Genomic DNA, 24561 nt, shown 5'->3' with positions numbered 1-24561 from the left:
AAATGAATGGCTGGATGATCGTCCAAATTCTAATCTGCGTGGGTTTGATTCTTACTGTAATTCTTCAACCCCGTAAAGCGGGAATGGGTGGAGGTATTTTTGGCGGAGCAACCCGGGCAGACCGAAGCAGCAAATTCAAAAATCTTCCTCTGCTTACCAAGCTTACCGTACTTTTTTCAGTAATCTTTATGTCGCTTTCCCTTGTTTTTGCCCTAACTATATACCGTTAAGAGCACACGATTAATGCTTTAAAACCAAGAGGGACTGAAATGTTGCAAAACAGGTGGATTAACAGCATAGAAGAAGCTTCTGTATTCCACCCCTCTCCGGAGCGGTTGTTTTATTCAGCGACCCACGAAGAAATCAAACGAGGCTATACTACCGATATTTATTTTGTAAGTGCCCAGCAAATTCTCAAGCATCTCAACCTGCAGGACACCTTGGTAGTTGCTGAAGTATTCCCTCGTCGGGAGGGTGTAATGTGTGGAGTTCAGGAAGTCCTGAATTTACTTCAGGAAAGCAAGGTTGAGGTGTGGTCCCTCGAAGAAGGAGATACTTTTGAAGCCAAGGAAGTTGTAATGAGAATTAAAGGCCCTTACTCGGAGTTTGGTATTTTTGAAACGCCTCTTTTGGGAATTCTGGCTCAAAGCAGTGGGTGGGCTACTGCTGCTCGAGAATGCAAGAAAGCAGCGGGCAAAAAAGCAGTGCTTGCTTTTGGAGCAAGACATGTTCACCCTGCAGTAGCTCCAGTTATGGAACGTGCCGCTCTGGTTGGAGGGGTTGATGGCTGCGCTTGTATTTTGGGAGCCAAACTTGCTGGGAGGGAACCAGGGGGAACCATACCTCATGCAGCCATCCTCATCACAGGTGATACGGTCATTGCTGCCAAGGCCTTTGAGGAAGCATTACCAGGCCAGTTCCCTCGTATAATACTGGTGGATACTTTCAAAGATGAGGCAGAGGAAGCACTCAGAGTGGCTAAAGTGCTGGGAGAAAAGCTGGCTGGAGTGCGCCTGGATACTCCTGAAGAACGAGGTGGTGTATCTCCAGCATTGGTCAAAGAGGTGAGGATTCGCCTTGATCAGGCAGGTTTTTCCTGGGTTAAAATAGTGGTTTCGGGGGGTTTGAATCCCGAAAAGATAGCGCTTCTCAGAGAGGATGCAGACATGTTTGGAGTGGGAAGCTATATAAGTGGGGCACGTCCTATAGATATGACCATGGATATAAAAGAAGTAGCTGGTCAAAAAATTGCTAAAAGAGGGAGGATCCCAGGAATAATACCCAATCCACGCTTGAAAAAGTTGAAGTAGGGAGGTGAGGTTTGAAAAAGAACCTGTTCTTGGCTTGATTAAAAAATCTTAGAAAAGGGGGAATAGGTATGAGAAACTGGAAGATTTTGAGTTATTTGCTTGTGGTTTTTTGGGTTGTGAGCGGTTTATCTTTAGCAATGGCTGAAGTCAAAAATCCGGACACCTACATATACCTTGGCATTGGAGAGCCAGATACGTTGGATCCCCACTACGCTTACGATACAGCCAGTGGTGAGGTTATCAATTTTGTGTACGAAAATTTGATTGCCTACAAAGGAGAAAGTATTACTGAGTTCGTTCCTCGACTGGCTACTGAAGTGCCTTCGGTAGAAAACGGGCTTATCAGAGACGATGGAAAAACTTACGTGTTTCCTATAAGGAAAGGTGTCACTTTTCACAACGGAAACGCCCTTACTCCAGAGGACGTTGAATACAGTTTCGAACGAGGTATTCTTTTCGACCCTCATGCAGGGCCAATGTGGATGATTATTGAAGCTCTCTTCAATTATCAAACCATAGAAGACTTTGTCGCTGACAAAGTGGGTATAGCCTGGAGTGACATGTTCAACGAGGATGGCACTTTGAAAGACCCTGCTTACGAAGAAAAGTTGGTTGATTTTTACAATCAATACATTGACCCAGCAATAGAAGTAGAGGGGGATAATGTAGTGTTTCACCTGGTGAGACCTTTCGCCCCGTTCCTGAGTATACTGGCCCAGAACGCAAGCTGGGGTGCAATCCTTGATAAAGAAACCTGTGTGGAGCTGGGTCTTTGGGACGGAAAGCCGGAAGGATGGTGGAAGTACCACAACCTCAAAAAAGAAGAAAGTCCCCTTTACGAAAAGGCAATCGGCACCGGGCCTTTCGTACTTTCTGAGTGGGACAGAACCCAACAGAAGGTAACCCTGGTGCGCAATGAAAATTACTGGGGAGAAAAGCCCAAAATTGCCAAAGCCATCATCTGGGGTATTGATGAATGGAGCACCCGCAGGGCCATGCTTGAAGCAGGAGATGCTGACCAGATTTACACTCCACTCCAGTACTTAGATCAGGTCAAGGGAATGGAAAACGTAGTTATCCGCGAAGGTGCACGTCTGGTTATAACCGCGATGCACTTCAACTGGAATGTGGTTCCAGAAAGTAAATATTTGGGTAGCGGAAAGCTCGACGGAGAGGGTATCCCCCCCGACTTTTTCAGCGACATCCATGTACGCAAGGCTTTCTGCTACGCATTTGACTATGAAACCTTTATCAACGAAGTTCTTAACGGGTATGCATACCGAATACCGTCGGTACTCCCCAGAGGTCTTCTGGGATATAACGAAAACTTACCCATGTACCAGTTTGACCTTGAAAAAGCTAAGGAAGAACTTCAAAAGGCCTGGAACGGAGAAATATGGGAAAAGGGCTTCAAATTAACTCTCCTTTACAATACTGGTAACGAAGCTCGCCAGACTGCTTGTGAAATGCTTAAGGAAAACATCGAATCCTTGAATCCCAAATTCAAGATAGAAGTGCAAGGAGTGCAGTGGCCGACCTATCTCGACGCTTACCGAAGTGGCCAGTTGCCCGCTTTTGTAATCGGCTGGTTGGCAGACTATCCAGATCCTCACAATTTCATTTTTACCTACTATCACAGTAACGGTGTATATGGAACCACTCAGGGCGAAAACTTTATAAAGTTTGCCCAGGAAAACCTCGATTCTCTCATTGAAGAAGCAATAGCTAAAACTAACCCGGAAGAACGGCAAAAACTTTACGAAGAGATACAGAAAATCGCTTACGAAAACGCGCTGGGTATCCCCTTCTATCAGCCCATAGATATTTTTGCTATGCGAAGCTGGGTGAAGGGATGGATGTTCAATCCTATGCGTCCGGGTGCGGTTAACTTTGACGGAGTGTGGAAAGAGGAGTAACCTTAAACCTTGCAAGAAGAGGGGATTACACAATCCCCTCTTCTTGCAAAATGAGAGGGAGCACGATCAGAGATTATGATTTTTTATATCATTAGAAGACTTTTGTTTTTACCTTTAACCTTGTTTGGTATATCGCTTATCGTTTTTTTGATGATTGGAACCTTGAGTCCTTATCAACGCCTGGCCACTTTTATTAACAGCCCTGAACGCTTGAAAGGTGCAGACCTCGATAAATTAATCGAACTGTATGGCCTGGATGATCCGATCATTGTTCAGTACGCACGCTGGGTTAAGAACCTATTCAGTGGAAACCTGGGTTGGTCATACGTTGGAAAAGAACCAGTGTATGAAGCTATTCTAAAGCGCTTCCCTTACACGCTGGAACTCACCATCTTTGCAGTAATACCCATTATCCTGCTTGGTACCTGGATGGGCATTCTTTCAGCACTCCATCATAATCGTTTTCTTGATCACAGTCTGCGCATATTTGCGGTGGTAGGATGGTCTTTCCCAGACTTTGTTTTCGGATTGCTGGTGCTCATGGTCTTTTACAGCACCCTGGGAGTCTTTCCGCCTGGCACTCTAAGTATATGGGCAGAGGAAGTGATTAAGTCGCCGACCTTCAGGCAAATAACTGGTATGCCAACTGTTGATGCCTTACTCAACGGTAGAATTGATGTTTTTGTAGATGCCCTGCGGCATCTGGCCGGTCCGGTTTTGACGCTGGTCTACGTCGGTTTTGCTTTTATCTTGAGAATAACTCGTTCCTCAATGCTTGAGGTTCTACAAAGAGATTATATACGAACTGCTCGAGCAAAGGGCTTAGCTGAGAGAGTAGTTATTAACAAGCATGCCAAACGCAATGCTATGATTCCTGTGGCTACGGTAAGCGGACAGACCATTATTGGTCTTCTCGCCGGAACAGTTATTGTAGAGACTATCTTCAATCGTTCGGGCATAGGGAGCTTTATGGCACTTGCTGCTCAGCAACTTGATTACGCCTCCATCATGGGAGGAACGCTGTTTTTTGGCTTTATACTGGTAATAGGCAATCTGTTGGTAGACATCTCTTATGCCTTAATTGATCCTCGGGTGAGGTTAGAATAAAAGTTGAGAGCAGAAACTCGCAGAATTCTTAAGAAACTTTTTTCCAACGCGTCAGCCATACTGGGCATTTCTCTTTTAGTTTTTTTTGTGGTCATCGCTCTTCTGGCACCACTCATTGCACCACCGAAGCCGGGGAGAGATCCTTATTTGATGCCCGTTGTCACCTGGAGTTCTAACCCCCAACCTCCTTCTCCGGAACACCCTTTTGGAGTGGCTGGTAAAAGAGACATCTTCTACGGTGTCATCTGGGGCACCCGAACTGCGTTCAAAATAGGCATTATAGTGACGCTCATTTCTACAGTTATTGGATTAATTGTTGGTTCCATATCGGGGTACTTTGGAAAATTGCTTGACGAAGTGATGATGAGAATTACTGACATATTTCTTGCCGTTCCTTTTCTGGTGGCCGCAATGGTGCTGACCACTATCCTGGGTACTGGTCTTGACAAGGTGATGATTGCTATGATTGCTTTTAGCTGGATGTATCCGGCAAGATTGATTCGGGGCAACATACTCCAGGTTAAGGAAGAGCAGTACGTTATGGCTGCCAAAGCTCTGGGAGTTAGAGACTTCAAGATAATTATGCGCCATGTCTTGCCCAATACCATATTTCCCGTATTGATTCAAGCTTCCATGCGTATGGGTTCGCTGGTCATAACTGCTTCTGCACTGAGCTTTCTGGGAGTGGGAGCTCCCCAGGGTTATGCCGATTGGGGAGCACTGCTCAACTATGCTCGCAACTGGATGCTGGGTGGTCAGGGCGAAGCGCTTAAGTACTGGTACATGACCGTTTTTCCTGGAACAGCTATGGTGCTTTTCGTTCTATCGTGGAATTTAGTCGGTGACGCCTTAAGAGACGTTTTCGATCCGCGACTAAAAATGTAAGAGGTAACCCAATTGGAAAGAAAAAGCCTGCTAATCGTCAGGAATCTTCGAGTTTACTTTTATAACGAAAACAAGGAAGAGTTGAAAGCGGTAGATGGAGTCAATTTCGAAGTAAGAGAAGGTGAAACGCTTGCTCTGGTTGGGGAATCTGGTTGTGGTAAGAGCGTAACTTCCCTGGCCATTCTGAGATTAATTGATCCTAATGGCCTTATAAAGAGTGGCGAAATAATTTTTCAAGAGCAAAATTTGCTTGCGTTGCCAGAAAGCAGAATGCAGGAGATACGGGGTAAAGAGATATCCATGATTTTTCAGGAACCAGCAACAGCTTTAAATCCGGTATACACCGTTGGAGACCAGATAATGGAGGCAATTATGCTTCATCAGAAAGTGAGCAGAAAAGAAGCTGAAAGACGAGCTGAAGAAATGTTAAGGCTGGTTGGTATTCCTGAACCAAGAAAAAGGCTTTACGAATATCCCCACGAGCTTTCAGGAGGCATGAAACAGAGGGCCATGATTGCGATGGCTCTTTCCTGCCATCCCAAATTGCTTATTGCCGATGAGCCGACAACTTCTCTGGATGTAACCATCCAAGCCCAGATTCTGGAACTTATCAAAGACTTGCAAAAAAAGTTAAATATGGCAGTAATACTCATCACTCACGATTTGGGAATTGTAGCCGATCTTGCTGATAGGGTAGTGGTGATGTACGCTGGAAAAATTGTAGAAGAAGGGACGCGCTTTGAAGTCTTTAAAAAACCAACCCATCCCTATACTCTGGGGCTCTTGCGCTCTATACCTCGCCTGGATACTGAACAGGAAAGGTTGGAAAGCATTCCGGGTATGGTTCCAGATCCTTTGTCTTTTCCAGAGGGTTGTAGGTTTCGTAACCGTTGCGCTTTTGCGGAAACAAAGTGCGCTGAAGATCCACCGCGAATTCACCTTGAGGGAGAGCATTTTGTCTATTGCCACTTCTGGCAAAAAATTAATACTGAAGAGAGAGCCAGAGGATGAGAAATTCTGAATTCATCCTTGAGGTAAAAAACCTAAAAAAATATTTTCCCATAAAGGCTGGAGTGTTTAGGAAAACAGTGGCTTTTGTCAAAGCAGTGGACGGGGTGAGCTTTCAAGTAAGACAGGGTGAGACTTTTGGCATTGTTGGGGAGTCAGGATGTGGAAAAAGCACATTGGGTATGACCCTGCTCAAGCTCCACACTCCAACTTCGGGAAAAGTCCTTTTTGAAAACCAGGATGTTTTCTCGCTGTCTGATTCTGAACTTCGCAAGCTGAGGCGTAATATTCAAATGATTTTCCAGGATCCCTTCAGCTCCTTAAACCCCCGCATGAGCGTGGGAGCCATTATCGAAGAAGGACTGTCAACACATCGTATAGGGAACGCGCAAGAAAGGAAAGCAATGGTTGAGGTTTTGGTTGAAAAGGTGGGCCTATCGAAAGACGTCCTCAAAAGATATCCCCACGAGTTTTCGGGGGGACAAAGACAGAGAATAGGCATTGCAAGAGCTCTGGCACTGAAACCGAAACTGGTCATCGCTGATGAAGCCGTTTCAGCGCTGGATGTATCCATTCGTTCCCAGATAATTAACCTGCTTAAGGACTTAAAAGATGAATTTTCTCTAACTTATATTTTTATTTCTCACGACCTGGCCGTAGTCAGGTACATATGCGACCGCATTATGGTAATGTATCTGGGTAAGGCGGTTGAAATTGCTTCCAAAGAAGCGCTCTTTGAAAATCCTCTTCATCCCTATACAGTATCTCTTATTTCCGCGGTACCCGTTCCAAATCCCGACTACAAGGTGAGAAGGATCATTCTCAAAGGTGACGTTCCAAGCCCTATAAATCCCCCTGCGGGTTGTCGTTTTTACACCCGCTGCCCAGTCAGTCAGCCTTTGTGTGCTTCGCAGGAACCGGATCTACTTGAAGTCCAGCCAGGCCATTGGGTGGCCTGTCACTTTCCTGGTAGTCTGAAAATTGTTGAAAATCAAAAGGTTGACTGAACTAAATCAAATATGATATTTTTTTGCTACCTTGCAGAAAAATGCCAGGCTTGAGGAGGCGATAATTATAGTAGAAATTAAGTATCGGGTAAACAACCAAATTCGTGCTAAAGAGGTACGACTTATCTCCGCAGAGGGGCATCAAATAGGTATAGTGCCCTTGAAAAAAGCATTGCTTTTAGCCGAGGAAGCTGGTTTAGACCTGGTTGAAGTCGCACCCAACGCCAACCCACCGGTGTGTCGTATCATGGACTATGGAAAGTTTAAGTATGAAAAAGAGAAAAAGGCTAAGTTGTCTCGCAAGAAGCAGAAAGGTTCGGAATTAAAAGAGCTTACTATGCGTCCCAAAATAGACGTTCATGATTACCAGGTAAAACTTAAAAACGCCATACGATTTCTCGAAGACGGGAATCGAGTTAAGTTTACAGTCCGTTTTCGAGGTCGAGAGATGGCCTTTAAAGAGAAAGGTGTCGAGCTTTTGCAAAGAATTATTAACGATTTAAAGGAAATCAGCAAACAGGAACATGATATAAAAGAGGAAGGAAGAAATCTTTCTGTAACTCTGGCACCCAAAAAATGAGGAGGAAAAAAGGATGCCTAAGATGAAAACCCATCGGGGAGCAGCCAAACGATTTAAAATAACTGCCCACGGAAAAGTGAAACGGTCTCAGGCTTACAAAAGCCATCTTCTTGCTAAAAAGAGTCGCAAAAGGAAACGCAGATTGAGAAAAGCAGTGGTACTCGCTGGGGCTGAGCAGAAAAGAATAAAAGCGGTTCTTCCTTATTGTTAAAGAGGTAGGTGAATTGGAAAATGCCCAGAGTAAAAAACAGTGTTGTTTCTCGACACAGAAAAAAGAAAATCATGAAAATGGCCAGCGGATATCGCGGGGCTCGTTCACGTTCTTACCGTCGTGCCAAGGAACAGGTTATTAAGTCTCTCGCTTATGCTTATCGTGATCGTAGGAACAAAAAGAGAGACTTCCGAAGGCTATGGATAGTGCGTATCAACGCTGCAGTTCGTCAGGAAGGGATGAGTTACAGTAAGTTTGTCGGAGCCCTTAAAAAAGCAGGTATCAATGTGGATCGCAAGAATTTGGCTAACCTTTGCATTGCGGATCCTTCTGCTTTCTCGAAACTCGTTGAAATAGCCAAAAGCAACCTTTAGTTACCATTCGAGTGGTCTGCAAAAGCTCACCAGGAGCCTGTTTTCTGCAGACCACTCGAGTTTTGTCTGGGAGGCAAAAAGCGAGAATGAAAATCCAGAATGTGGATTTTGACTCCTATTATTCTGAGTTCCTCAAGGAACTGGAAAACATTGAGGACTTATCTTCATTGAACCAGTTGAAGGGCAAGTTTATAGGTCGCAAGGGTAAAATTAATGAGTTGTTCAAAAACCTGAAAGACTTGGAGCCACAGGGAAGAAAGGTTATAGGTGGGAAGCTGAACGAACTCAAAGAAAAAATTTCCTTTTTGCTCGAGAAAAAGGCTCAAGAAATAAAAGCCAGAGCCCAGACCGAAAGGACTGTTGACCTGAGCCTTCCTGGCAAAAGGAGTTGGTGTGGTTCTTTTCATCCTCTGACTATCACTTTACGGCAAATTATAGAGATTTTCCAAACTCTGGGGTTCCGCGTTGAAGAAGGTCCTGAAATAGAGACTGAATATTTCAACTTTGAAGCTTTGAATATACCTGCTGACCACCCAGCACGAGACGAACAGGATTCATTTTATCTCGAGGATAACTTTTTGCTGCGCACCCACACTTCCCCAGCACAGATAAGAGTGATGCAAAAATACCAGCCTCCCATCAAGGTCATAGTCCCTGGAAAGTGTTTTCGCAGAGACGCGTTTGATGCAACGCACAGCCCCATGTTCCATCAAGTAGAAGGGTTGGTGGTTGCAGAGAAGATATCCATGGGAGACCTTAAGGGCACCATTCAGGTTTTTACGAAAAGGCTATTTGGAGAGGAACGCGAGGTACGTTTTCGACCCAGCTATTTCCCCTTTACCGAGCCAAGTTGTGAAGTGGATATCAGTTGTGGCGTGTGTGGGGGGGAGGGTTGTCGCTCCTGTGGTTATAGCGGATGGCTGGAAATAATGGGAGCGGGATTAGTCCATCCTCAGGTCTTAAGAAATGGTGGGTATGATCCTGAACGCTTCCGGGGTTTTGCTTTTGGAATGGGTGTAGAAAGAATTGCCATGTTAAAATATGGTATTCCCGATATCAGATGGTTTTATAATAACGATGTACGTTTCCTTGACCAGTTCAAAACCTTTCGATAGGAGAAAGGCAATATGAAGCTACCCATTGCAGTATTGAAAAGGTTCTTACTGGACGATGTTTCTTTTTCACCGGAAGAATTGGCTGACAAGCTTACCAATCAGGGGCTCACGGTGGAGAGAATTTCATATCCTAAGGAGCTATTTGAAGAACGCCTGTTTTCAGCAGTGCTTACTGAGATTCAAAAAGCAAACGGTATTGCGTATTGCACAGTCAAGTGTGGTTCTGAAATCTACCAAATCAAGGTGGAAGAGTGGGGGGTACCGCCCTTAGGTAGTAAAGTAATGATTAATTTAAGCGATGGGAATAGACCTTCCCCTGTACCCTGGAAAGACGGAAAAAATGATACGCTCTTTCCCTTTCTTATAGTTATCGACTCCGAAATTCCCGAGGGAGAACCTCTGTTTGAAATTCTGATTGGAAATGACCCCATCCTGGATTTGGAAATAACCTCTAACCGAGGTGATTGTCTTTCCGTAGCGGGGCTTGCTCGCGAAATCGGGGCGGGCTTTGGATTGGAGCCTATCCTTCCGGAAGTGACCTTGAGCGAAGAAGACTGGGAAGAAGAATTTACCATAGAAAATCAGGACGAAGAGCTTTGCCCGTTTTATTCTGGAAAACTGGTCAGGGATGTTGAAATAAAACCCTCTCCCTGGTGGCTCATAAAAGAACTCTGTCTATTTGGACTCAGACCCATAAACAACGTGGTGGACATTACTAATCTGGTTATGATGGAGACCGGACAGCCTCTTCATGCTTTCGATGCCGCGCAAATTCGCGGTAAGAAGGTAATCATCCGCCGAGCCTTCTCTGGTGAAAAAATATGGACCCTCGATGGAGTAGAGCGCACTCTCAATCCTTCCCATCTGGTGATTGCAGATGCTACTTCGGCCATAGCGATTGCGGGTGTAATAGGAGGTTTGGATTCTGAAGTTACTTATCACACTTCTTCCATCTTTTTGGAGGCAGCAATTTTTGCCCCTCATTCGGTGAGAAAAACCTCGCGGCAGCTTGGTCTACGAACTGAGGCTTCTTCGAGGTTTGAACGGAAAGTGGATCCCGGAATGGTACTATTTGCTTCCCAGAGAGCCTTGCACTTGATGCAAAGGCTGGCTGGTGGTCGCATTAACAGGCAGTGGTTGCTGGCTGGAAGCCTACCTCGAGAAAAAAGAGTCATTACCTGCAAAAAAAGGGGGATTGAAGAAATCCTGGGTTTTGAAACTTCACAACAGGAAGTCGTTTCCATTTTGGAGCGACTTGGTTTTGAAATAAGTTTTGAAAGGCAAGATTCCTTTCAAGTCACAGTTCCCTCTTGGCGGCACGATATTACCCAGGAGGTAGACCTTGCAGAAGAGATAGGAAGAATCACCGGTTACCACAAAATTCCTGCCACGATACCCAGTTTTCCTTTCGATCCGGGGAATCCGTATCCTCACAAGAAATACGAAGAAAAAATCAGGAGTTTTTTAGTCAATCGAGGCTTGAAAGAGATTATTTCTCTCTCCCTAATTAATCAGCAGACGGCAGAAGCTATTGGTTTTAGGGAGAGATTGGTAACCATAAATAACCCCATCACCAAAGAACACTCTGTGTTACGCCCTGCTCTTCTGTGTTCTGCAATAGAGGTCATAAAAAACAACGTAACTGTAGGGAATTCCGATTGGGGTCTCTTTGAAATAGGTAAAACCTTCTCGCGTCTGGACAAGGGAGCAGATCAGCCATTTTCTGAAACTAACGCAATTTTTGTGGCGCTTTGTGGTAACTCAAGGCCATTGTTATGGAGCAAAGAAGGAGAACAAGACTTTTTCGCTCTGAAAGGCTTAATCGAAGAAGTGTTGGAAATCAGTGGTGTTGGCAACGAAGACTTCGAACTTGTGCCTCGATTTTATCCTTTTCTCGAAGAGCCTTTTTCCTGCGCGCTGAAAGTTAAAGGGCGAAATCTGGGCTGGGTAGGCAAGCTTAGTGGAGAACTGGTAAAGAAGTTTGATTTCTGGGGAAAGGTTTTTGTTTGCGAACTTTCTCTCCAGGAATTGTTTGAATTGGTTCCATCTGAAAACGAGTTTAAGTTGCGAGAAATACCAGCTTTTCCAGCAGCGTACCGGGACATCTCTCTGGTAACTGATATCGATATATCGTGGCAGCAAATTCAGAGAATAATTAGAACAAAAGTGGTTTCAGAAGCTATCCCGGTTGAAAAAATAGAAATTTTTGATCTGTTTCAGGGCAAACCCCTTCCGCCTGGCAAAAAGGGAATTTCTGTCCGCATTGTTTTTCGTTCTTCCCAAAAGACGCTTGATGAAACAGAAGTTGAAGAATGGATTTCAGGCATCAAAAGCGAACTGAAGCAAGTAAAGGGGGTACATCTAAGGGAGGAATTCGTGACGTTTGATCACTGATTGGTACACCCTGATTGGATTCGTTATAATTTTGCTGAACATTGTTGTGAGTTCGGTACGGGGGTTCAGTCGGGAGTTTTTGAGTCTATGCGGAGTGGTTGTCGGAGTTATTCTGGGGTTAAGATGGGGAGCACAGGTAGCTGGTTTTTTACTGCCCGTAAGTAATGGTTTGTTGTTGTTAATAGCTGGTTTTTTACTCTTTTTTCTGCCCAGCGTTTTTGTACTCTCCTGGATCGGCATTCGCTTTCGCACCCTTTTCAAGACTCTGGGTGTTACCTGGGTTGATTCTCTACTGGGAATACCGGTTGGAATAGTCAAGGGTGTCCTCTGGGTTATAGTTATAACGGTGCTAATAGCGAACTTTCAGTTTTTGGATTTCCTGGACAGGGGAGTGAAACACTCTTTCCTGTACAAGGAAATAACTAAGCCTTCGCTAATCTATTTGTATTCCTGGACCGCCCAGATACCGAACACCGAGCTTTTACAGGATATATTTCAAAAAGGTCTGGAAGAAGATGAAAGCACTTTCTCAAGAGATCTTGAAGAGTTTTGATTTTCATAAAATCGTTGAAAGGCTTTCTAAAAGCTGCAGTTGTGGCTTGACCCGGGAATGGGTCATGCAGATAAAACCTCTCGCTTCGAGTGAAGAAATTGCCCAGAGCTTATGGGAAGTTAAAGAGTATATGGAGATGCTAACTTTTGACACTCGCCTGGACTTCGACCAGCTTGAGGACCTGCGGGAAACCCTGAACAAGCTTTCAAAAGAAAGAAGTATTTTATACCCTGAAGAGTTAATCAAAATACTCCGTCTCTCCAGTATAGCGTCTAATCTAAAAAACACCGTTCGTTCTTTGTCTCTTGATGAGAAATATCCTTCTCTAAAAAAATATTTCCAGAAAATTGATGACCTGAGTGAGGTCAAAAGAGAACTTGAGAAGACAGTATCTCCTGAGGGCAAGGTTCTGGATACAGCCAGTGCCAATCTACTTAAGATTAGAACCAGGATCCAGCACCTTCAGGCAGAAATAGAGCAAGTAATGAGAAATTTGGTTCGACATTACTACGAAAAAAAACTATTGCAGGAGGCAATACATACTGTCCGCAGGGGAAGATATGTTATACCTGTTAAAGCAAGCCAGGCTTCTAAGATTCAGGGAATTGTCATAGATTCCTCTTCGAGCGGTTCAACCGTCTTTATCGAACCCCAACCCATTTTGCAGCTAAATAATCAGATTGAAATCCTTCGTTCTCAGGAACAGGAAGAAATACTGCGCATACTTAGCCGGGTTTCCGACCTGCTGCGCACTCAGCTCGAAGCTCTTCAACGTAGCTTTTACAACCTGGTTCAGCTCGATTTCATTAAGGCCAAAGCAACGCTTGCTTGCACCTGGAAAGGCTGTGTTCCGTCATTGAGTAAAAACCAGTTGTACATCAAAGAGGGTAGACATCCTCTTTTGGGGGAAAAAGCTGTACCTTTTGACCTTGATATAAACTCGTCACAACCGGTCATGGTGGTTAGCGGACCTAACGCGGGGGGGAAAACTGTTCTCATCAAAGCTCTGGCCATGAACGTGTACCTTACGCATTGTGGTATTCCACCAGCTCTTGGGGAAGGTTCAGTTATTCCCTTGCTCGAAGAAATATATGTGGATATAGGAGATCATCAGAACTTGGAAAACAATCTGAGCACTTTCACGTCCAGAATGTCTAAATTAAAGGAAGCTATATCTCAACTCAAACCCGATTCCCTTTTTCTTATCGACGAGATTGGAAGTGGCACCGACCCCGAAGAAGGTTCTGCACTGGGCGTTGCCCTTTTAGAGTTCCTGGCTGAAAAGGGTGTTCTCTGTGTTGCTACCACGCACTTGCCTAAAATTAAATTTGCCTTCGACAAAAACCAAAAAATCAAGTCTGCTTCTTTAGAATTTGATCCAGTTACTCTTAGGCCGACCTTCAAGCTTAAGACAGGAAAGGTTGGTAGTAGCTTTGGTATTAAGGTAGCTGAACTTATAGGCATGCCTGAGGAAATTATAAAAAGAGCATTGCAGAAAATAGACCAGGATTACTTGGTGGTCAACAACCTTCTGCTTTCGCTTGAACAAAAAGAGAAAGAAATGGAAGAGATTCTATCCAGGCTTCGAGAAAAAGAGGAAAGGCTTAGCAGCAAGGAACGAGAGCTGCACTTGCTTCAAGAAGAACTCGAAAAGAAGAGAAAAGAAGTGGTAGCGGAGTTCGCTGCCACAATGCAGGTATATCTTCGTAAAACTCAACAGGAAATAGCCAACAAGGTGGGTAAATTGCGAAAGGAAAACGCCTTGAATGAGACCGTTTATCAGGAACTTAAAGAAGTAATCGCTCAGAGCAAAAAACATCTTCAAGCTTTGCAGGTTGAGGCTGAGGAGAAAAAGAAAGCTTATGTTCCCGAAAGAGAGGAACACGTTTATCTCCCCGACTTTCAAAAGTGGGGTAGAGTAATTTCTGTAAATACGAGGAAAAAAAGAGCTATTGTGGAAATCAAGGGCCAAAAAGTAAAAGTTCCCTTGGACAAAATAGTTAAAGGTGAACTGAAGAGTGTGGAACAAGAAGAAGCTTTTCAAAACTCTTCCCCAGTAAGGGTGTCTGTCCCCTCAAAAAAGACTATTACCAACGAACTGGAAATACGCAAACTTACCCAGCAGGAAGCACTCATGGAGCTTGAAAAATACCTGGATCGAGCCCTCGTTGCTGGTTTTAAAACAGTGTACATAATCCACGGTAAAGGAGAAGGAGTTTTGCGTAAAATTACTCATGAATACTTGAAGCAGCAGCCCTTTGTAGAAAGTTTCCGTACTGGAACTCCTCAAGAGGGTGGTTTAGGAGTAACCGTGGTAAAGCTCAAGTAGAGTGTTTAATCAATGTAGCTGATTGCAGATAAAGGTTGGTTCTGTACCTTCCTTGAAAGCGGTTTTCACGCGAGGACAAGTGGAAGAAGGAAGGAGCCCACTTTTAGCACAAACCTCCAGCTCTACAACCCCGGAAGGCTTAGTAAAATCTTTGACCGGAAGATCCCGATGATAAGCTTCCATAACTTTTTTGAAAATGGGAGCAGCAACTACACCTCCCGTTTTACTGGGACCAAGAGGAGTACGATCATCATTGCCAACAAAGACTCCGCAAACCAGTTGAGGAGAAAAGCCGATAAACCAGGCATCAACGTAGTCTTCAGTGGTTCCAGTTTTCCCACCAGCGGGTCGACCAAAGTAGGCTCGCTTACCGGTACCTCTCAGGAGGACTCCTTCCAAGAGTCGGGCCATAATGTAAGCGGTTTGAGGAGAGATAGCTTGCCTAACTGAAGGAGAGTTAGAATAAATCACTTTACCATCGAAGTCTTCGACTCTAAGTATGGCTACAGGTTGCGGGATTTTACCCTGGTTAGCGAAAGCACTGTAAGCCCTCACCAGCTCAAGAAGCGTTACCTCAGAGGTGCCCAAAGCCAGAGAGAGATCTTTGCGCAACGGACTCTGTATACCCATTTTCCTTGCATATTCGATAACCCTATCAATGCCAACTTCCTGGAGTAGCTTAATGCCTACAATGTTGATGGATTCTTCGAGCCCTTCTCTTAAGGTTACTTCACCTCGAAAGCGACGGTCATAGTTTTGAGGTTCCCATCCATTGGGAAAAGTGATTGGTTCATCGACGATGATGCTACTGGGTGTAAAACCACTGTCCATGGCTGCAGTATAGATGAAGGGCTTAAAAGTAGAACCGGGTTGACGATGTGCCTGGTAGGCACGGTTGAACTTACTTTCCTGATAGTCTCTGCCGCCAACCATAGCTTTAATGAAGCCTGTAGCAGGGTCCATGCACAGTATGGCCCCCTGAAAACCACTTTCCAGAAGTGCTTCCTTTGCTTTTTTCTGTAAATCAAGGTCCAAGGTAGTGTATACTTTTAGGCCTCCTCCAAAAACCATTTCTTCGTCATAAAGCTTTAAAAGCTCTTTCAAAACAAAATCGACAAAATAGGGGGCTGGTGAGTGTTTCTTTTCAAGACCCGCAAGTACGATGGGTGTTGCTAAAGCCTCTTCCTTCTGTTTCTGGGTAATAAATCCCAACTCCTGCATTCTTTCCAGGACCCTTCTTTGCTGTCTCTGCGCTGCTTCGAAGTCAATATAAGGGGAAAAGTTGTACGGTGAACGGGCTATCCCGGTTAACATGGCACATTCGGCAAGATTCAGCTCGGAAAGGTCTTTCCCAAAGAAAACCCGAGCGGCACTCTTGACTCCATAGGCACCATGTCCAAAGTAAATCTGATTCAAGTAGGCTTCAAGTATCTTTTCCTTGGGATACTTTTTTTCCAGCAGAATGGCAAGCATGGCTTCTTTGATTTTTCTATCGAAAGTTTTTCTAAGTTCCAGAAACTGGTTTCGGGCCAGCTGTTGTGTTATCGTGCTTGCTCCCTCAGCTCCCCAACCTCTTTCGATGTTAGCCAGAAAGGCTCGTACAATACCCGTTAAGTCGACACCGGGATGAGAATAAAAGTGCTGATCCTCGCTGGCAATGAACGCTTTTTTTAAGATTTCTGGTATTTCTTCAAAACTGGCAAACTCGCGATTTTCCACAAAAACCTCGTCCACCAGGCGACCTCTTGCATCGTAAATCCGGGTGGTGAATTTGGGTCGGAAACTGTCAATCTGGGCGGATACCGCTTTGAGCTCGCTTCCCCAAAGAAACCAGGCCAATCCCACAGCAACAATCCCGGTTAACAAACCCACCAGAAAAGAAGCAAATACCCACCGCAAAAATGACGTAGATTTTTTCTTTTTATTGTTCTCTCTTTTCAATTTGGTTCGTTCTTTCAAGAATGTTTTTTCTATAATATATTAAACTCAATCTCAGTCAATGGAGGCAGCGTAAATGAAAAAATTAATTCGAGCCGCTTTTATCTGCGCCATTTATGTTGTTCTCACTGTGCTTCCTCCTTTCTACACTCTTTCCTATGGACCAATCCAAGTGAGAGTGGCGGAAGCTCTTACTGTTTTGCCTTTCATTTATCCTGAAGCCATCTGGGGGCTCACTCTGGGATGTTTGCTTGCCAACCTTGCAGGTAACATAGGAATATACGATGTCATTTTTGGAAGCCTACTCACCTTGCTTGCTGGATACCTGACTTCTCGAGCACCCAGGGCATGGCTTGCTCCACTACCTCCCATTTTTCTCAATGCTTTTGGTGTGTCTGCCTACCTCGCTTTTATTTTGAAAGTGCCTTACTGGTATTCAGTGGCTTATATCATGCTGGGAGAAAGTATCGCCTGTTTGGCTATTGGATATCCTGTGTTGCATTTCTTAATGAAAAGAAATAGGTCTCACTTTAGTAAATAATTTCAACTGCGATCAGCTTTTAGCTGAGACGATAAATTTGCATTAAGACAAAAATTGCCTTAAAATATTGTGCGAGACGTCCTTTGATTTCAAAAGAGTGGGTTACGGCCCACTCTTTGTTCTTTTTTTGTGACGTTCGCCAAGGGCAGGGTTTAACCTCATCAGACAGGGGGTTAGCATGAGTAGAGAAATATTTGAGGCCATAGAGCAGATAGAAAAAACTAAAGGCATTCCAAAAGAGACCCTTAAGCAGGCTGTGGAAGCCGCACTTTTGTCAGCATATCGCAAGAATTTTAAGAGTTCCCACAAAGGGGTATCTGTAGTTATTGACCCGGTGAGTGGAAGAATAAAGGTACTGGCCAAAAAACTGGTGGTGGAGAACCCCAAAGATCGGGCAACCGAAATTTCTCTAACAGAAGTTAGAAAACAGGGCCTGGAAGCTGACATTGGAGACTGGGTTGAAGTGGAGATAACCCCTCACAACTTTGGAAGAATCGCTGCTCAAACTGCGAAACAGGTGATTTTGCAGCGCATTAGAGAGGCTGAAAGAGAGCTGATTTATGAAGAATTTTATGAAAAAGAAGGAGAAGTGATTACCGGTCTGATTAGCTATCAGGAGGGGAACAACATCATAGTGGATCTTGGGAAGACCACCGGCATTCTTCCTGCTCCAGAGCAGGTTGCATCCGAGGTATATCGTCCTGGAGGGAGAATGAAGTTTTACATTGTAGAAGTGCGTAAAACTACCAAAGGACCAAAAATCATTCTTTCCAGGACACACCCTGGCTTGGTGCGGAGACTTCTGGAGCTCGAAATCCCCGAAATTCACGATGGACTGGTTGACATAAAAGCGATAGCCAGAGAGCCTGGAGTGAGGTCTAAAGTAGCAGTCGAGGCACGCGATAAAAAAATCGACCCCATTGGTGCCTGCATTGGCAACAGAGGGTCTCGAATAAGAAATATCATAGACGAGTTACGAGGAGAAAAGATTGACATTATTTTATGGAGCGAAAGACCAGAAGAGTTTATTGCTGAAGCCCTCAATCCTGCCGAAGTAAAAAGGGTTGAGCTTGACGAAGAGCAGCGGGTTGCTACGGTATACGTAGACCAAAGCCAGCTTTCCCTGGCTATTGGGAAAGAGGGTCAAAACGCAAGACTTGCGGCAAAAATAACAGGATGGAAAATAGATATTAAGGGAATACCTGTTGGCGAAGAAGAGGAGATTGGTGATGGTGAAGAAACGCAGGATACCCCTTAGAATGTGTGTAGGGTGTCGTGAAAGAAAACCCAAAAAGGAGCTAATAAGGATAGTGAAGACCCCCCAGGGAGAGCTTTTGGTGGACGATACCGGCAAAAAGGCGGGTAGAGGAGCTTATGTATGTCCTAAACCAGAATGCGTTGCCGGAATAAATCTTAAAGGAATTTCGCAGGCTTTGAAAACGGAGTGTTCCCAAAAAGAATTTCAAACACTGATTGAAAATCTTAAAAAGCACCTGCTAACAAACTCTCTGGAGGGAAAGGAGGTAGAAAATGCCCAAAATAAGGATATACAAGATTGCTGAGCAGTTTGGTATACCTACCAGTGAATTAATTGACATTTTAAAAGACCTGGGTGCCGAAGTTAAGAATCATATGAGTTCCATTGATGATGACCTGGTGGAACTCATCAAGGAAGAAATAGATTATCGCCGAAAAAGAGCGGAAGAACTGCAAAAAAAGAAGGAGCGTACCATAACTATTGATGCGCCAGTTACCTTGCGAGATGCTGCCAAACTGTTTAACCAAGATCTTGACGATATCATCATCCGCCTTGCAGACTGGAACATCATCTTCGACACTCGAAACCCTTTGCCTCCCCTGGCTCTGGAAAAACTGGCTCGAGAGCAAGGTTGGGAGATAGAGTGGAAAGAAGACGTTAAGAAAAAAATCCTTGAGGCTATAAGCTTTGAACCCCAACCTCGCCCCCCAGTGGTAACTATACTGGGTCATGTGGATCACGGAAAGACCACGCTTCTGGACGCCATTCGAAAAAGCAGAGTTGCGGAATCCGAGCTTGGAGGTATAACCCAAAAAATTGGAGCATATCAGATAGAAATCAATGGCCAGAAAATTACTTTCATAGATACTCCAGGACACGAAGCGTTTACCTCCATGCGAGCCAGAGGCGCTCAGGTTACCGATATTGCTGTTCTGGTAGTCGCTGCAGATGATGGAGTTATGCCTCAAACCGAAGAGGCAATCCAGCACGCACGCGCAGCCGATGTCCCAATTATTGTAGCTATTAACAAAATCGACAAACCAGGGGCAAACCCTGACCGGGTTAAGCAGCAACTTGCTGAAAGGGGACTGGTACCCGAGGAGTGGGGAGGAGAAACGATATGTGTCAATATCTCCGCTCTCCAGAAGAAGGGAATTGCCGAGCTTCTGGAGATGATTCTGTTGCAGGCAGAACTTCTGGAATTAAAGGCCAGAAAGGAAGGGCATGCTGTAGGGACTACTATTGAATCCAGAATAGATCGCGGTAAGGGTCCGGTGGCAACAGTTATAGTACAAGAAGGTACCTTGAGGGTTGGCGATTACTTTGTTGCTGGTACCACGTGGGGTAAAGTCCGTTCCCTTTTCAACGACCTTGGAAAACCGATGAAGGAAGCGGAACCATCAACTCCTGTGGAAGTGGTCGGTTTTACTGACCTCCCACCTGCGGGAACGAAGCTAATGGTTACTGAAAGCGAGAAAATAGCCAGAATTATCGCCGAACGGAGAGCAGAAATAGCAAGAGAGAAAAACCTTAAGACCCCTGAAAGGGAGCTGATATCGCTCGAAGAGCTGTTTGCCAGAGAAGAGGGTAAAACCAAAGAAGTAAATTTATTGCTTAAAGCCGACTTTCAGGGTTCCTTAGAAGCGGTGGAGAAGGCGGTTTCGCAACTCAGCACTGATGAAGTGAAACTGAATGTGATTTACAAAGGAGTTGGCAATGTAACCGAAGCCGACGTAATGCTTGCTTCAGCTTCTTCGGGAGTTATCATTGGTTTCAACGTGAAACTACCCAACGAAGTGGCAAAAACAGCAAAGAGAGAAAAGGTGGATGTGAGAACTTACCGGATAATTTACGACCTGATAGAAGATCTGCAGCGGGCTATCCAGGGGATGAAAGAGCCTGTAAAGGTGGAAGAAGTAATAGGTAGAGCCGAGGTCAGGGCTGTCTTCAAGATTCCCAGAACTGGAACAGTTGCAGGTTGCTATATAATAGATGGTAAACTGGAGAGGAATGCTCTGGTTAGGGTAATCAGAAACGGGGAAACCATCCAAGAAGGGCTAAAGATTAGCTCGCTCAAACGATTTAAGGACGATGTGAAAGAGGTAACGCAGGGATACGAGTGTGGTGTAGGTCTGAATCAATTCGAGGATTTTAAAGAAGGAGATATACTGGAGGCTTATCTCATTCGTGAAGAAAAATGAGAGTGGGTGTTTGTCAAATTAACATCTTTATTAATGAAAGCTTCTCTCTTAAAGACAAAAGAAGAGTCATGAATTCCGTAAAGCAGCGATTGCGTAATAAATTCAACGTTTCTGTAATCGAAGAAAGCAATGGAACAAATCATAAAGAAGGCGTTCTCGGTGTTTCCTGCATTGGAATTGACGAAGCTGGCGTACGGAATCTTCTCGAGCGGGTTGTTCTGTTTCTTGAAGATGACGGACGTTTTGAAATCACTAGCCTGAATACGGAGATATATTGACCAGGTAGCGTAGAACCATTAAGTGGTTGCAAAAAGCTAAAAGAAAAGTCGTGGTGAATTTGATGAAAGAACAGAGACCTAAACGAGTGGCTGAGCTAATAAAGCGAGAAGTATCCAAAATATTGCTCTCCCAAACCAGTGATCCTCGCCTCAAGCGCTTTACCATTGTAAGGGTTGAAGTAAGCCCGGATTTGAAGCTTGCCAAGATATTCATCAGCTCCTCATTTGCAGAAACAAATTCCGAGGAGCAGTTCAAAGCTTTGCAGAAAGCACTGGGTTTCATAAAAAGAGAGCTTTCTAAGAGATTGGTGATAAAATCTTTGCCCGAGATACAGTTTGTACCAGACTCCACTCTGGAGAAAGCCTTTCAGGTTGTAGAACTTATAAAACGTATTGAAAAGGAAGAGCATAAAGATGCAGGAAACGTTTCGGAAGGTAGCTGATGTTTTTAAGAAAAAAGATTATTTTACGATCACTTCTCATCAGAACATAGATGGTGACGGTATTGGGTCAGCACTGGCTGTTTATTTCCTCTTGAAGGGTCTTAATAAAAAAGCCAGAGTTGTTTATGACGCTCCTGTTCCTTATTTCTACGAGTTTCTACCAGGCGTAAATGTCATAGAGAAATTCGCGAGTTCTGATTTTAAGAAAGAAGTCCTGGTAGTCGTTGATTGTTCCAATTTAAAAAGAACTGGCCGAATAGCCGAAACAGCCGGCGATTACCAAATTATTGTTAACGTTGATCACCACCCGGACAATCAGTATTTCGGCAATGTAAACCTGGTGGACCCTGAAGCTCCTTCGTGCAGTCTACTTCTGTACAAATTGATTAAAGAAAATAACTTTGTGCTCACCAGAGAAATAGCAACCAGCATCTTGACCGGGATCATCACTGATACAGGCAACTTTCAGTTTGTGGAGATGAACACCTATTTGCTTGAGGTATTAAGCGAGTTGACTCAACAAGGAGCGTCTTTGTCGCAGATAATCAAGCACGCTTTTCGATATCGTAAATTGGAAGCCTTAAGACTTTTGGGTAGGGCCCTGAGCAAGATGGAATACGATGCGGAACGCGGAATAGCTTCTATTTATGTTACTCAAGAAGATTTTAAGACTACCAGTGCCCATGAAGATGACACAGAGGGAATCGTTGACTATGGTCTTTTTATACCTGGTTCCCGATTATCGGTTCTTTTCAAGGAAACTCAGCCTTCTTCCTTTAAAGTCAGTCTTCGCTCTCAAGACGACTTAAACCTTTTACCAATTGTTCATCATTTTGGAGGGGGAGGTCACGAAAAAGCGGCTGGATTTAAGATAACGGGTAATTTCGAAACAGTTAAAATTCAGGTTTTGCAATTTATTCGAAATTACATTGACCAGGAGCTATTAACCAAAAAGAGCGTCTTATGAGACAGCTGGAAAACGGTGGCCTATTGAACCTCTACAAACCGGTTGGGCTTACCTCCATGTCGGTTGTGAAAAAGACCAGGAAAATCCTGGGACAAAAGGTGGGGCACACAGGCACTCTGGATCCCTTTGCAAGAGGAGTAATGCTTTTATGTTGGGGTAAGGCTACAAGGTTAACTTCTTTGTTTCAGGCCTTGCCCAAGACTTACCTTGCCAGATTGCGTTTCGGTATTGCTACTGATACGTATGATGTGACGGGGCAAATCGAAAGTTTTGATTTCCGACCCCTGAGTTTGCGGGAACTTGAAACAGCTCTATCCCGTTTTAAAGGGAAAATCATTCAGCAAATACCTCCTTTTTCAGCAAGAAAGCTGCAAGGTGAGCCCCTTTATAAAAAAGCGCGGCGAGGGGAACGCATTCCTGAGCTAACCAAAGAAGTGTCGATATATCAGTTAGAGCTCATCGATTTTAAAGAAGGTGTTTTTGCGGAAGCAGAAATTTTGGTGGAGTGCTCAAGTGGAACTTATATAAGAGCGCTGGCCAACGATCTTGGTCGGGTAACTGGAAGAGGAGCATATCTTGCCTCATTGCTCAGGGAACGAGTGGGTAACTTTTCTGTAAAAGACAGTATAGACGTCTCTTCGCAAACGCTAACTGCAGATTATCTTATGGCACACAGCCTTTCCCCGGATAAAGCTCTTTACTGGATTTCTGACCTACATCTGGGTGAAAAAGAAGCGCTGAGATTCATCAATGGTAATCCGGTGGCACCAGTGTTTTCGTCCCCAGGAATGTACAAAATATATCATGACGAGCGCTTTTTGGGTCTGGGAGAAGTATTCGAAGGTACGTTAAGGCCTGAAATCGTGCTGAAAGATAAACTATTATGAAACTCCTCAAAAACCATCTTTTGCCCGTCAAGGGTAAAATAATTGCACTGGGCTTTTTTGACGGTGTCCACTCCGGACACCGTGCAGTTTTGCGTGCTGCAAGTCAGGAAGCAAAAAAGAGAAACAAGTTACTGGAAGTAATCACTTTTTATCCTCACCCTCGTAATTTTATTACTCGAAGCAGGGTGGTAAAGTATTTAACTCCTTACTCGCAAAAATTTCTTCTCTTTAAGTCTTTTTTCCCTGAAAGCACTCTCCGTTTCTGGAGGTTTGACAATCGCTTGCGACTCCTCTCTCCTGGAGAATTCATTGACATTTTGGACCGGATTTATCGTCCCTCTGTGGTATTTGTGGGTGCAAATTATCGTTTTGGTTTTCAGGCTTCAGGAAACACCTTTTTTCTCAAGGAAGAGTTGAACAAAAGAGGTATTGAGGTAGAAATTGTGCCTCCAGTCAAATTTGGTGATACCGTTATCTCGAGTTCACTTATAAGGTTCTTTCTCGAGCAGGGATTAGTGGAAAAAGCGAATTCAGCGCTCGGTTACCCATTTTTCATTATCGGCAAGACCCGTCCTGGAGCAAGAATAGGGCAGAAGCTGGGGTTTCCCACCGGGAATATTTACCCACCTTCTCAGAAAAAATTGCCCCGAGCTGGAGTTTATGCAGGTGTTGTGGAAAGTTGGGACCAGGAGATCAGACAACCAGCTCTGGTTTACTGTGGTACCAAACCCTCGGTGTTGAACAAAGGGAAACGCCGGGTTATCGAGTTTTTCATGCCCGACTTGGCGTATCGGGAACTGTATAATCAGCGCTTTTTGGTGTATCTCTGGCGATTCTTGCGTCCAGAAATTACCTTCCCCAGTCTCTCCGAACTCAAGCAACAGATTTTGAGAGACACAGAGCACCTTAAACAATATTTACATCAGTATCCTGCTGTGGTAAACTACCATTTGAACGTTACGAATTGGAGGTGCAATTCAAGTTGGTATTAGCTAAAGAAAAAAAGCAAGAGATAATAGAACAGTTTAAGATTCACGAACAAGACACTGGTTCTCCAGAAGTTCAAATAGCAATTCTTACTACCAGAATAAAGGAACTTACTGAACATTTGAAAAAACATCCTAAGGACTTTCATTCTCGAAGAGGTCTCTTTATGATGGTTGGGCAGCGAAGAAGGTTGCTCAATTACCTTAAAAAATATCATGTGGACCGCTACTACGCCATACTTCAGAAACTTGGTTTGAGAAAGTAAAGGAGGT

25 protein-coding genes are annotated in these 24561 nt (G+C 44.3%); 24 read left to right on the top strand and 1 reads right to left on the bottom strand.

Going from position 1 to position 24561, the window contains the following annotated elements; genetic code table 11:
* Positions 1-2: 2 nt before the first annotated feature.
* The 14 genes from secG (at position 3) to ACKTT1_RS04000 (ending at position 14789) form a co-directional block, all read left to right on the top strand.
* A complete protein-coding gene (secG, locus tag ACKTT1_RS04065) occupies positions 3-230 on the top strand; it encodes a preprotein translocase subunit SecG (RefSeq protein WP_412710274.1) in 228 nt (75 codons plus the stop codon).
* 39 nt (positions 231-269) lie between these two features.
* Complete coding sequence (locus ACKTT1_RS04060) at positions 270-1310, top strand: nicotinate phosphoribosyltransferase (RefSeq protein ID WP_412710273.1); 1041 nt, start codon at positions 270-272, stop codon at positions 1308-1310.
* A 68-nt stretch (positions 1311-1378) separates the two neighbouring features.
* On the top strand, positions 1379-3226 hold the full coding sequence (locus ACKTT1_RS04055; protein WP_412710272.1) for an ABC transporter substrate-binding protein: 1848 nt from the start codon (positions 1379-1381) through the stop codon (positions 3224-3226).
* Between the two features lie 75 nt (positions 3227-3301).
* Positions 3302-4333 (top strand): ABC transporter permease, encoded by a 1032-nt coding sequence (locus tag ACKTT1_RS04050; protein WP_369017413.1) that lies wholly within the window; start codon positions 3302-3304, stop codon positions 4331-4333.
* Positions 4334-4336: 3 nt separating this feature from the next.
* Entirely contained in the window at positions 4337-5218 is an 882-nt protein-coding gene (locus tag ACKTT1_RS04045) for an ABC transporter permease (RefSeq protein WP_369017414.1), read from the top strand.
* Positions 5219-5230: 12 nt separating this feature from the next.
* Entirely contained in the window at positions 5231-6229 is a 999-nt protein-coding gene (locus ACKTT1_RS04040) for an ABC transporter ATP-binding protein (protein ID WP_369017415.1), read from the top strand.
* Positions 6226-7233 (top strand): ABC transporter ATP-binding protein, encoded by a 1008-nt coding sequence (locus tag ACKTT1_RS04035; protein WP_412710271.1) that lies wholly within the window; start codon positions 6226-6228, stop codon positions 7231-7233. Before ACKTT1_RS04040 ends, ACKTT1_RS04035 begins: the two co-directional genes overlap by 4 nt.
* Positions 7234-7264: 31 nt before the next feature.
* Entirely contained in the window at positions 7265-7813 is a 549-nt protein-coding gene (gene infC / locus ACKTT1_RS04030; RefSeq protein ID WP_369017417.1) for a translation initiation factor IF-3, read from the top strand.
* 13 nt (positions 7814-7826) lie between these two features.
* Entirely contained in the window at positions 7827-8024 is a 198-nt protein-coding gene (rpmI, locus tag ACKTT1_RS04025) for a 50S ribosomal protein L35 (RefSeq protein ID WP_369017418.1), read from the top strand.
* A gap of 20 nt (positions 8025-8044) precedes the next feature.
* Positions 8045-8398 carry a 50S ribosomal protein L20 gene (rplT, locus tag ACKTT1_RS04020; RefSeq protein ID WP_369017419.1) on the top strand — a complete coding sequence of 118 codons (354 nt, stop codon included), beginning with the start codon at positions 8045-8047 and terminating at the stop codon, positions 8396-8398.
* A gap of 86 nt (positions 8399-8484) precedes the next feature.
* Positions 8485-9513, top strand: a complete 1029-nt coding sequence (pheS, locus tag ACKTT1_RS04015) for a phenylalanine--tRNA ligase subunit alpha (protein WP_369017420.1) — start codon at positions 8485-8487, stop codon at positions 9511-9513.
* 12 nt (positions 9514-9525) lie between these two features.
* A complete protein-coding gene (pheT, locus tag ACKTT1_RS04010) occupies positions 9526-11907 on the top strand; it encodes a phenylalanine--tRNA ligase subunit beta (protein WP_369017421.1) in 2382 nt (793 codons plus the stop codon).
* Positions 11897-12460 carry a CvpA family protein gene (locus ACKTT1_RS04005; RefSeq protein ID WP_369017422.1) on the top strand — a complete coding sequence of 188 codons (564 nt, stop codon included), beginning with the start codon at positions 11897-11899 and terminating at the stop codon, positions 12458-12460. The genes pheT and ACKTT1_RS04005 overlap by 11 nt, the downstream gene beginning before the upstream one ends.
* The gene (locus tag ACKTT1_RS04000; RefSeq protein ID WP_412710270.1) at positions 12423-14789 is read left to right on the top strand and encodes an endonuclease MutS2; all 2367 of its coding nucleotides are present in this window, start codon (positions 12423-12425) and stop codon (positions 14787-14789) included. The genes ACKTT1_RS04005 and ACKTT1_RS04000 overlap by 38 nt, the downstream gene beginning before the upstream one ends.
* Before the next feature lie 9 nt (positions 14790-14798).
* On the opposite strand, the gene ACKTT1_RS03995 is transcribed toward ACKTT1_RS04000, so the two are convergent.
* Positions 14799-16688, bottom strand: a complete 1890-nt coding sequence (locus ACKTT1_RS03995) for a penicillin-binding protein 1A (RefSeq protein ID WP_412710269.1) — start codon at positions 16686-16688, stop codon at positions 14799-14801.
* Between the two features lie 115 nt (positions 16689-16803).
* On the opposite strand from ACKTT1_RS03995, the gene ACKTT1_RS03990 reads away from it, so the two are divergent.
* From ACKTT1_RS03990 to rpsO, 10 genes are all read left to right on the top strand, one after another.
* Positions 16804-17268 (top strand): QueT transporter family protein, encoded by a 465-nt coding sequence (locus ACKTT1_RS03990; protein ID WP_369017425.1) that lies wholly within the window; start codon positions 16804-16806, stop codon positions 17266-17268.
* Positions 17269-17446: 178 nt separating this feature from the next.
* Positions 17447-18526 (top strand): transcription termination factor NusA, encoded by a 1080-nt coding sequence (nusA, locus tag ACKTT1_RS03985; protein ID WP_369017426.1) that lies wholly within the window; start codon positions 17447-17449, stop codon positions 18524-18526.
* Complete coding sequence (rnpM, locus tag ACKTT1_RS03980) at positions 18498-18830, top strand: RNase P modulator RnpM (RefSeq protein WP_369017427.1); 333 nt, start codon at positions 18498-18500, stop codon at positions 18828-18830. The genes nusA and rnpM overlap by 29 nt, the downstream gene beginning before the upstream one ends.
* On the top strand, positions 18799-20727 hold the full coding sequence (gene infB, locus ACKTT1_RS03975; protein ID WP_369017428.1) for a translation initiation factor IF-2: 1929 nt from the start codon (positions 18799-18801) through the stop codon (positions 20725-20727). The genes rnpM and infB overlap by 32 nt, the downstream gene beginning before the upstream one ends.
* Positions 20724-21005 carry a DUF503 domain-containing protein gene (locus ACKTT1_RS03970; protein ID WP_369017429.1) on the top strand — a complete coding sequence of 94 codons (282 nt, stop codon included), beginning with the start codon at positions 20724-20726 and terminating at the stop codon, positions 21003-21005. Before infB ends, ACKTT1_RS03970 begins: the two co-directional genes overlap by 4 nt.
* Before the next feature lie 26 nt (positions 21006-21031).
* Entirely contained in the window at positions 21032-21448 is a 417-nt protein-coding gene (gene rbfA, locus ACKTT1_RS03965) for a 30S ribosome-binding factor RbfA (protein ID WP_412710268.1), read from the top strand.
* Positions 21420-22415 carry a DHH family phosphoesterase gene (locus tag ACKTT1_RS03960; protein WP_369017431.1) on the top strand — a complete coding sequence of 332 codons (996 nt, stop codon included), beginning with the start codon at positions 21420-21422 and terminating at the stop codon, positions 22413-22415. Before rbfA ends, ACKTT1_RS03960 begins: the two co-directional genes overlap by 29 nt.
* Positions 22412-23302: a tRNA pseudouridine(55) synthase TruB gene (truB, locus tag ACKTT1_RS03955; RefSeq protein WP_369017432.1), complete on the top strand. Its 891-nt coding sequence runs from the start codon at positions 22412-22414 to the stop codon at positions 23300-23302. Before ACKTT1_RS03960 ends, truB begins: the two co-directional genes overlap by 4 nt.
* Complete coding sequence (locus ACKTT1_RS03950; RefSeq protein ID WP_369017433.1) at positions 23299-24294, top strand: riboflavin kinase; 996 nt, start codon at positions 23299-23301, stop codon at positions 24292-24294. The genes truB and ACKTT1_RS03950 overlap by 4 nt, the downstream gene beginning before the upstream one ends.
* The gene (rpsO, locus tag ACKTT1_RS03945; protein WP_369017434.1) at positions 24285-24554 is read left to right on the top strand and encodes a 30S ribosomal protein S15; all 270 of its coding nucleotides are present in this window, start codon (positions 24285-24287) and stop codon (positions 24552-24554) included. The genes ACKTT1_RS03950 and rpsO overlap by 10 nt, the downstream gene beginning before the upstream one ends.
* The last annotated feature ends 7 nt before the right edge of the window (positions 24555-24561 follow it).

It is taken from the genome of Atrimonas thermophila (assembly GCF_045864955.1).
Lineage (GTDB): Bacteria > Atribacterota > Atribacteria > Atribacterales > Thermatribacteraceae > Thermatribacter > Thermatribacter velox.
Note: the sequence above shows the minus strand (reverse complement) of the source record. Positions and strands in the feature narration are given on the sequence as shown.

Excerpts from the sequence above, each read along its gene's own strand:
- secG (WP_412710274.1), top strand. The coding sequence starts at position 3 with ATGAATGGCTGGATGATCGTCCAAATTCTAATCTGCGTGGGTTTGATT.
- ACKTT1_RS04060 (WP_412710273.1), top strand. The coding sequence starts at position 270 with ATGTTGCAAAACAGGTGGATTAACAGCATAGAAGAAGCTTCTGTATTC.
- ACKTT1_RS04055 (WP_412710272.1), top strand. The coding sequence starts at position 1,379 with ATGAGAAACTGGAAGATTTTGAGTTATTTGCTTGTGGTTTTTTGGGTT.
- ACKTT1_RS04050 (WP_369017413.1), top strand. The coding sequence starts at position 3,302 with ATGATTTTTTATATCATTAGAAGACTTTTGTTTTTACCTTTAACCTTG.
- ACKTT1_RS04035 (WP_412710271.1), top strand. The coding sequence starts at position 6,226 with ATGAGAAATTCTGAATTCATCCTTGAGGTAAAAAACCTAAAAAAATAT.
- rpmI (WP_369017418.1), top strand. The coding sequence starts at position 7,827 with ATGCCTAAGATGAAAACCCATCGGGGAGCAGCCAAACGATTTAAAATA.
- rplT (WP_369017419.1), top strand. The coding sequence starts at position 8,045 with ATGCCCAGAGTAAAAAACAGTGTTGTTTCTCGACACAGAAAAAAGAAA.
- pheS (WP_369017420.1), top strand. The coding sequence starts at position 8,485 with ATGAAAATCCAGAATGTGGATTTTGACTCCTATTATTCTGAGTTCCTC.
- pheT (WP_369017421.1), top strand. The coding sequence starts at position 9,526 with ATGAAGCTACCCATTGCAGTATTGAAAAGGTTCTTACTGGACGATGTT.
- ACKTT1_RS04000 (WP_412710270.1), top strand. The coding sequence starts at position 12,423 with ATGAAAGCACTTTCTCAAGAGATCTTGAAGAGTTTTGATTTTCATAAA.
- ACKTT1_RS03990 (WP_369017425.1), top strand. The coding sequence starts at position 16,804 with ATGAAAAAATTAATTCGAGCCGCTTTTATCTGCGCCATTTATGTTGTT.
- nusA (WP_369017426.1), top strand. The coding sequence starts at position 17,447 with ATGAGTAGAGAAATATTTGAGGCCATAGAGCAGATAGAAAAAACTAAA.
- rnpM (WP_369017427.1), top strand. The coding sequence starts at position 18,498 with ATGGTGAAGAAACGCAGGATACCCCTTAGAATGTGTGTAGGGTGTCGT.
- infB (WP_369017428.1), top strand. The coding sequence starts at position 18,799 with ATGCCCAAAATAAGGATATACAAGATTGCTGAGCAGTTTGGTATACCT.
- ACKTT1_RS03970 (WP_369017429.1), top strand. The coding sequence starts at position 20,724 with ATGAGAGTGGGTGTTTGTCAAATTAACATCTTTATTAATGAAAGCTTC.
- ACKTT1_RS03960 (WP_369017431.1), top strand. The coding sequence starts at position 21,420 with ATGCAGGAAACGTTTCGGAAGGTAGCTGATGTTTTTAAGAAAAAAGAT.
- truB (WP_369017432.1), top strand. The coding sequence starts at position 22,412 with ATGAGACAGCTGGAAAACGGTGGCCTATTGAACCTCTACAAACCGGTT.
- ACKTT1_RS03950 (WP_369017433.1), top strand. The coding sequence starts at position 23,299 with ATGAAACTCCTCAAAAACCATCTTTTGCCCGTCAAGGGTAAAATAATT.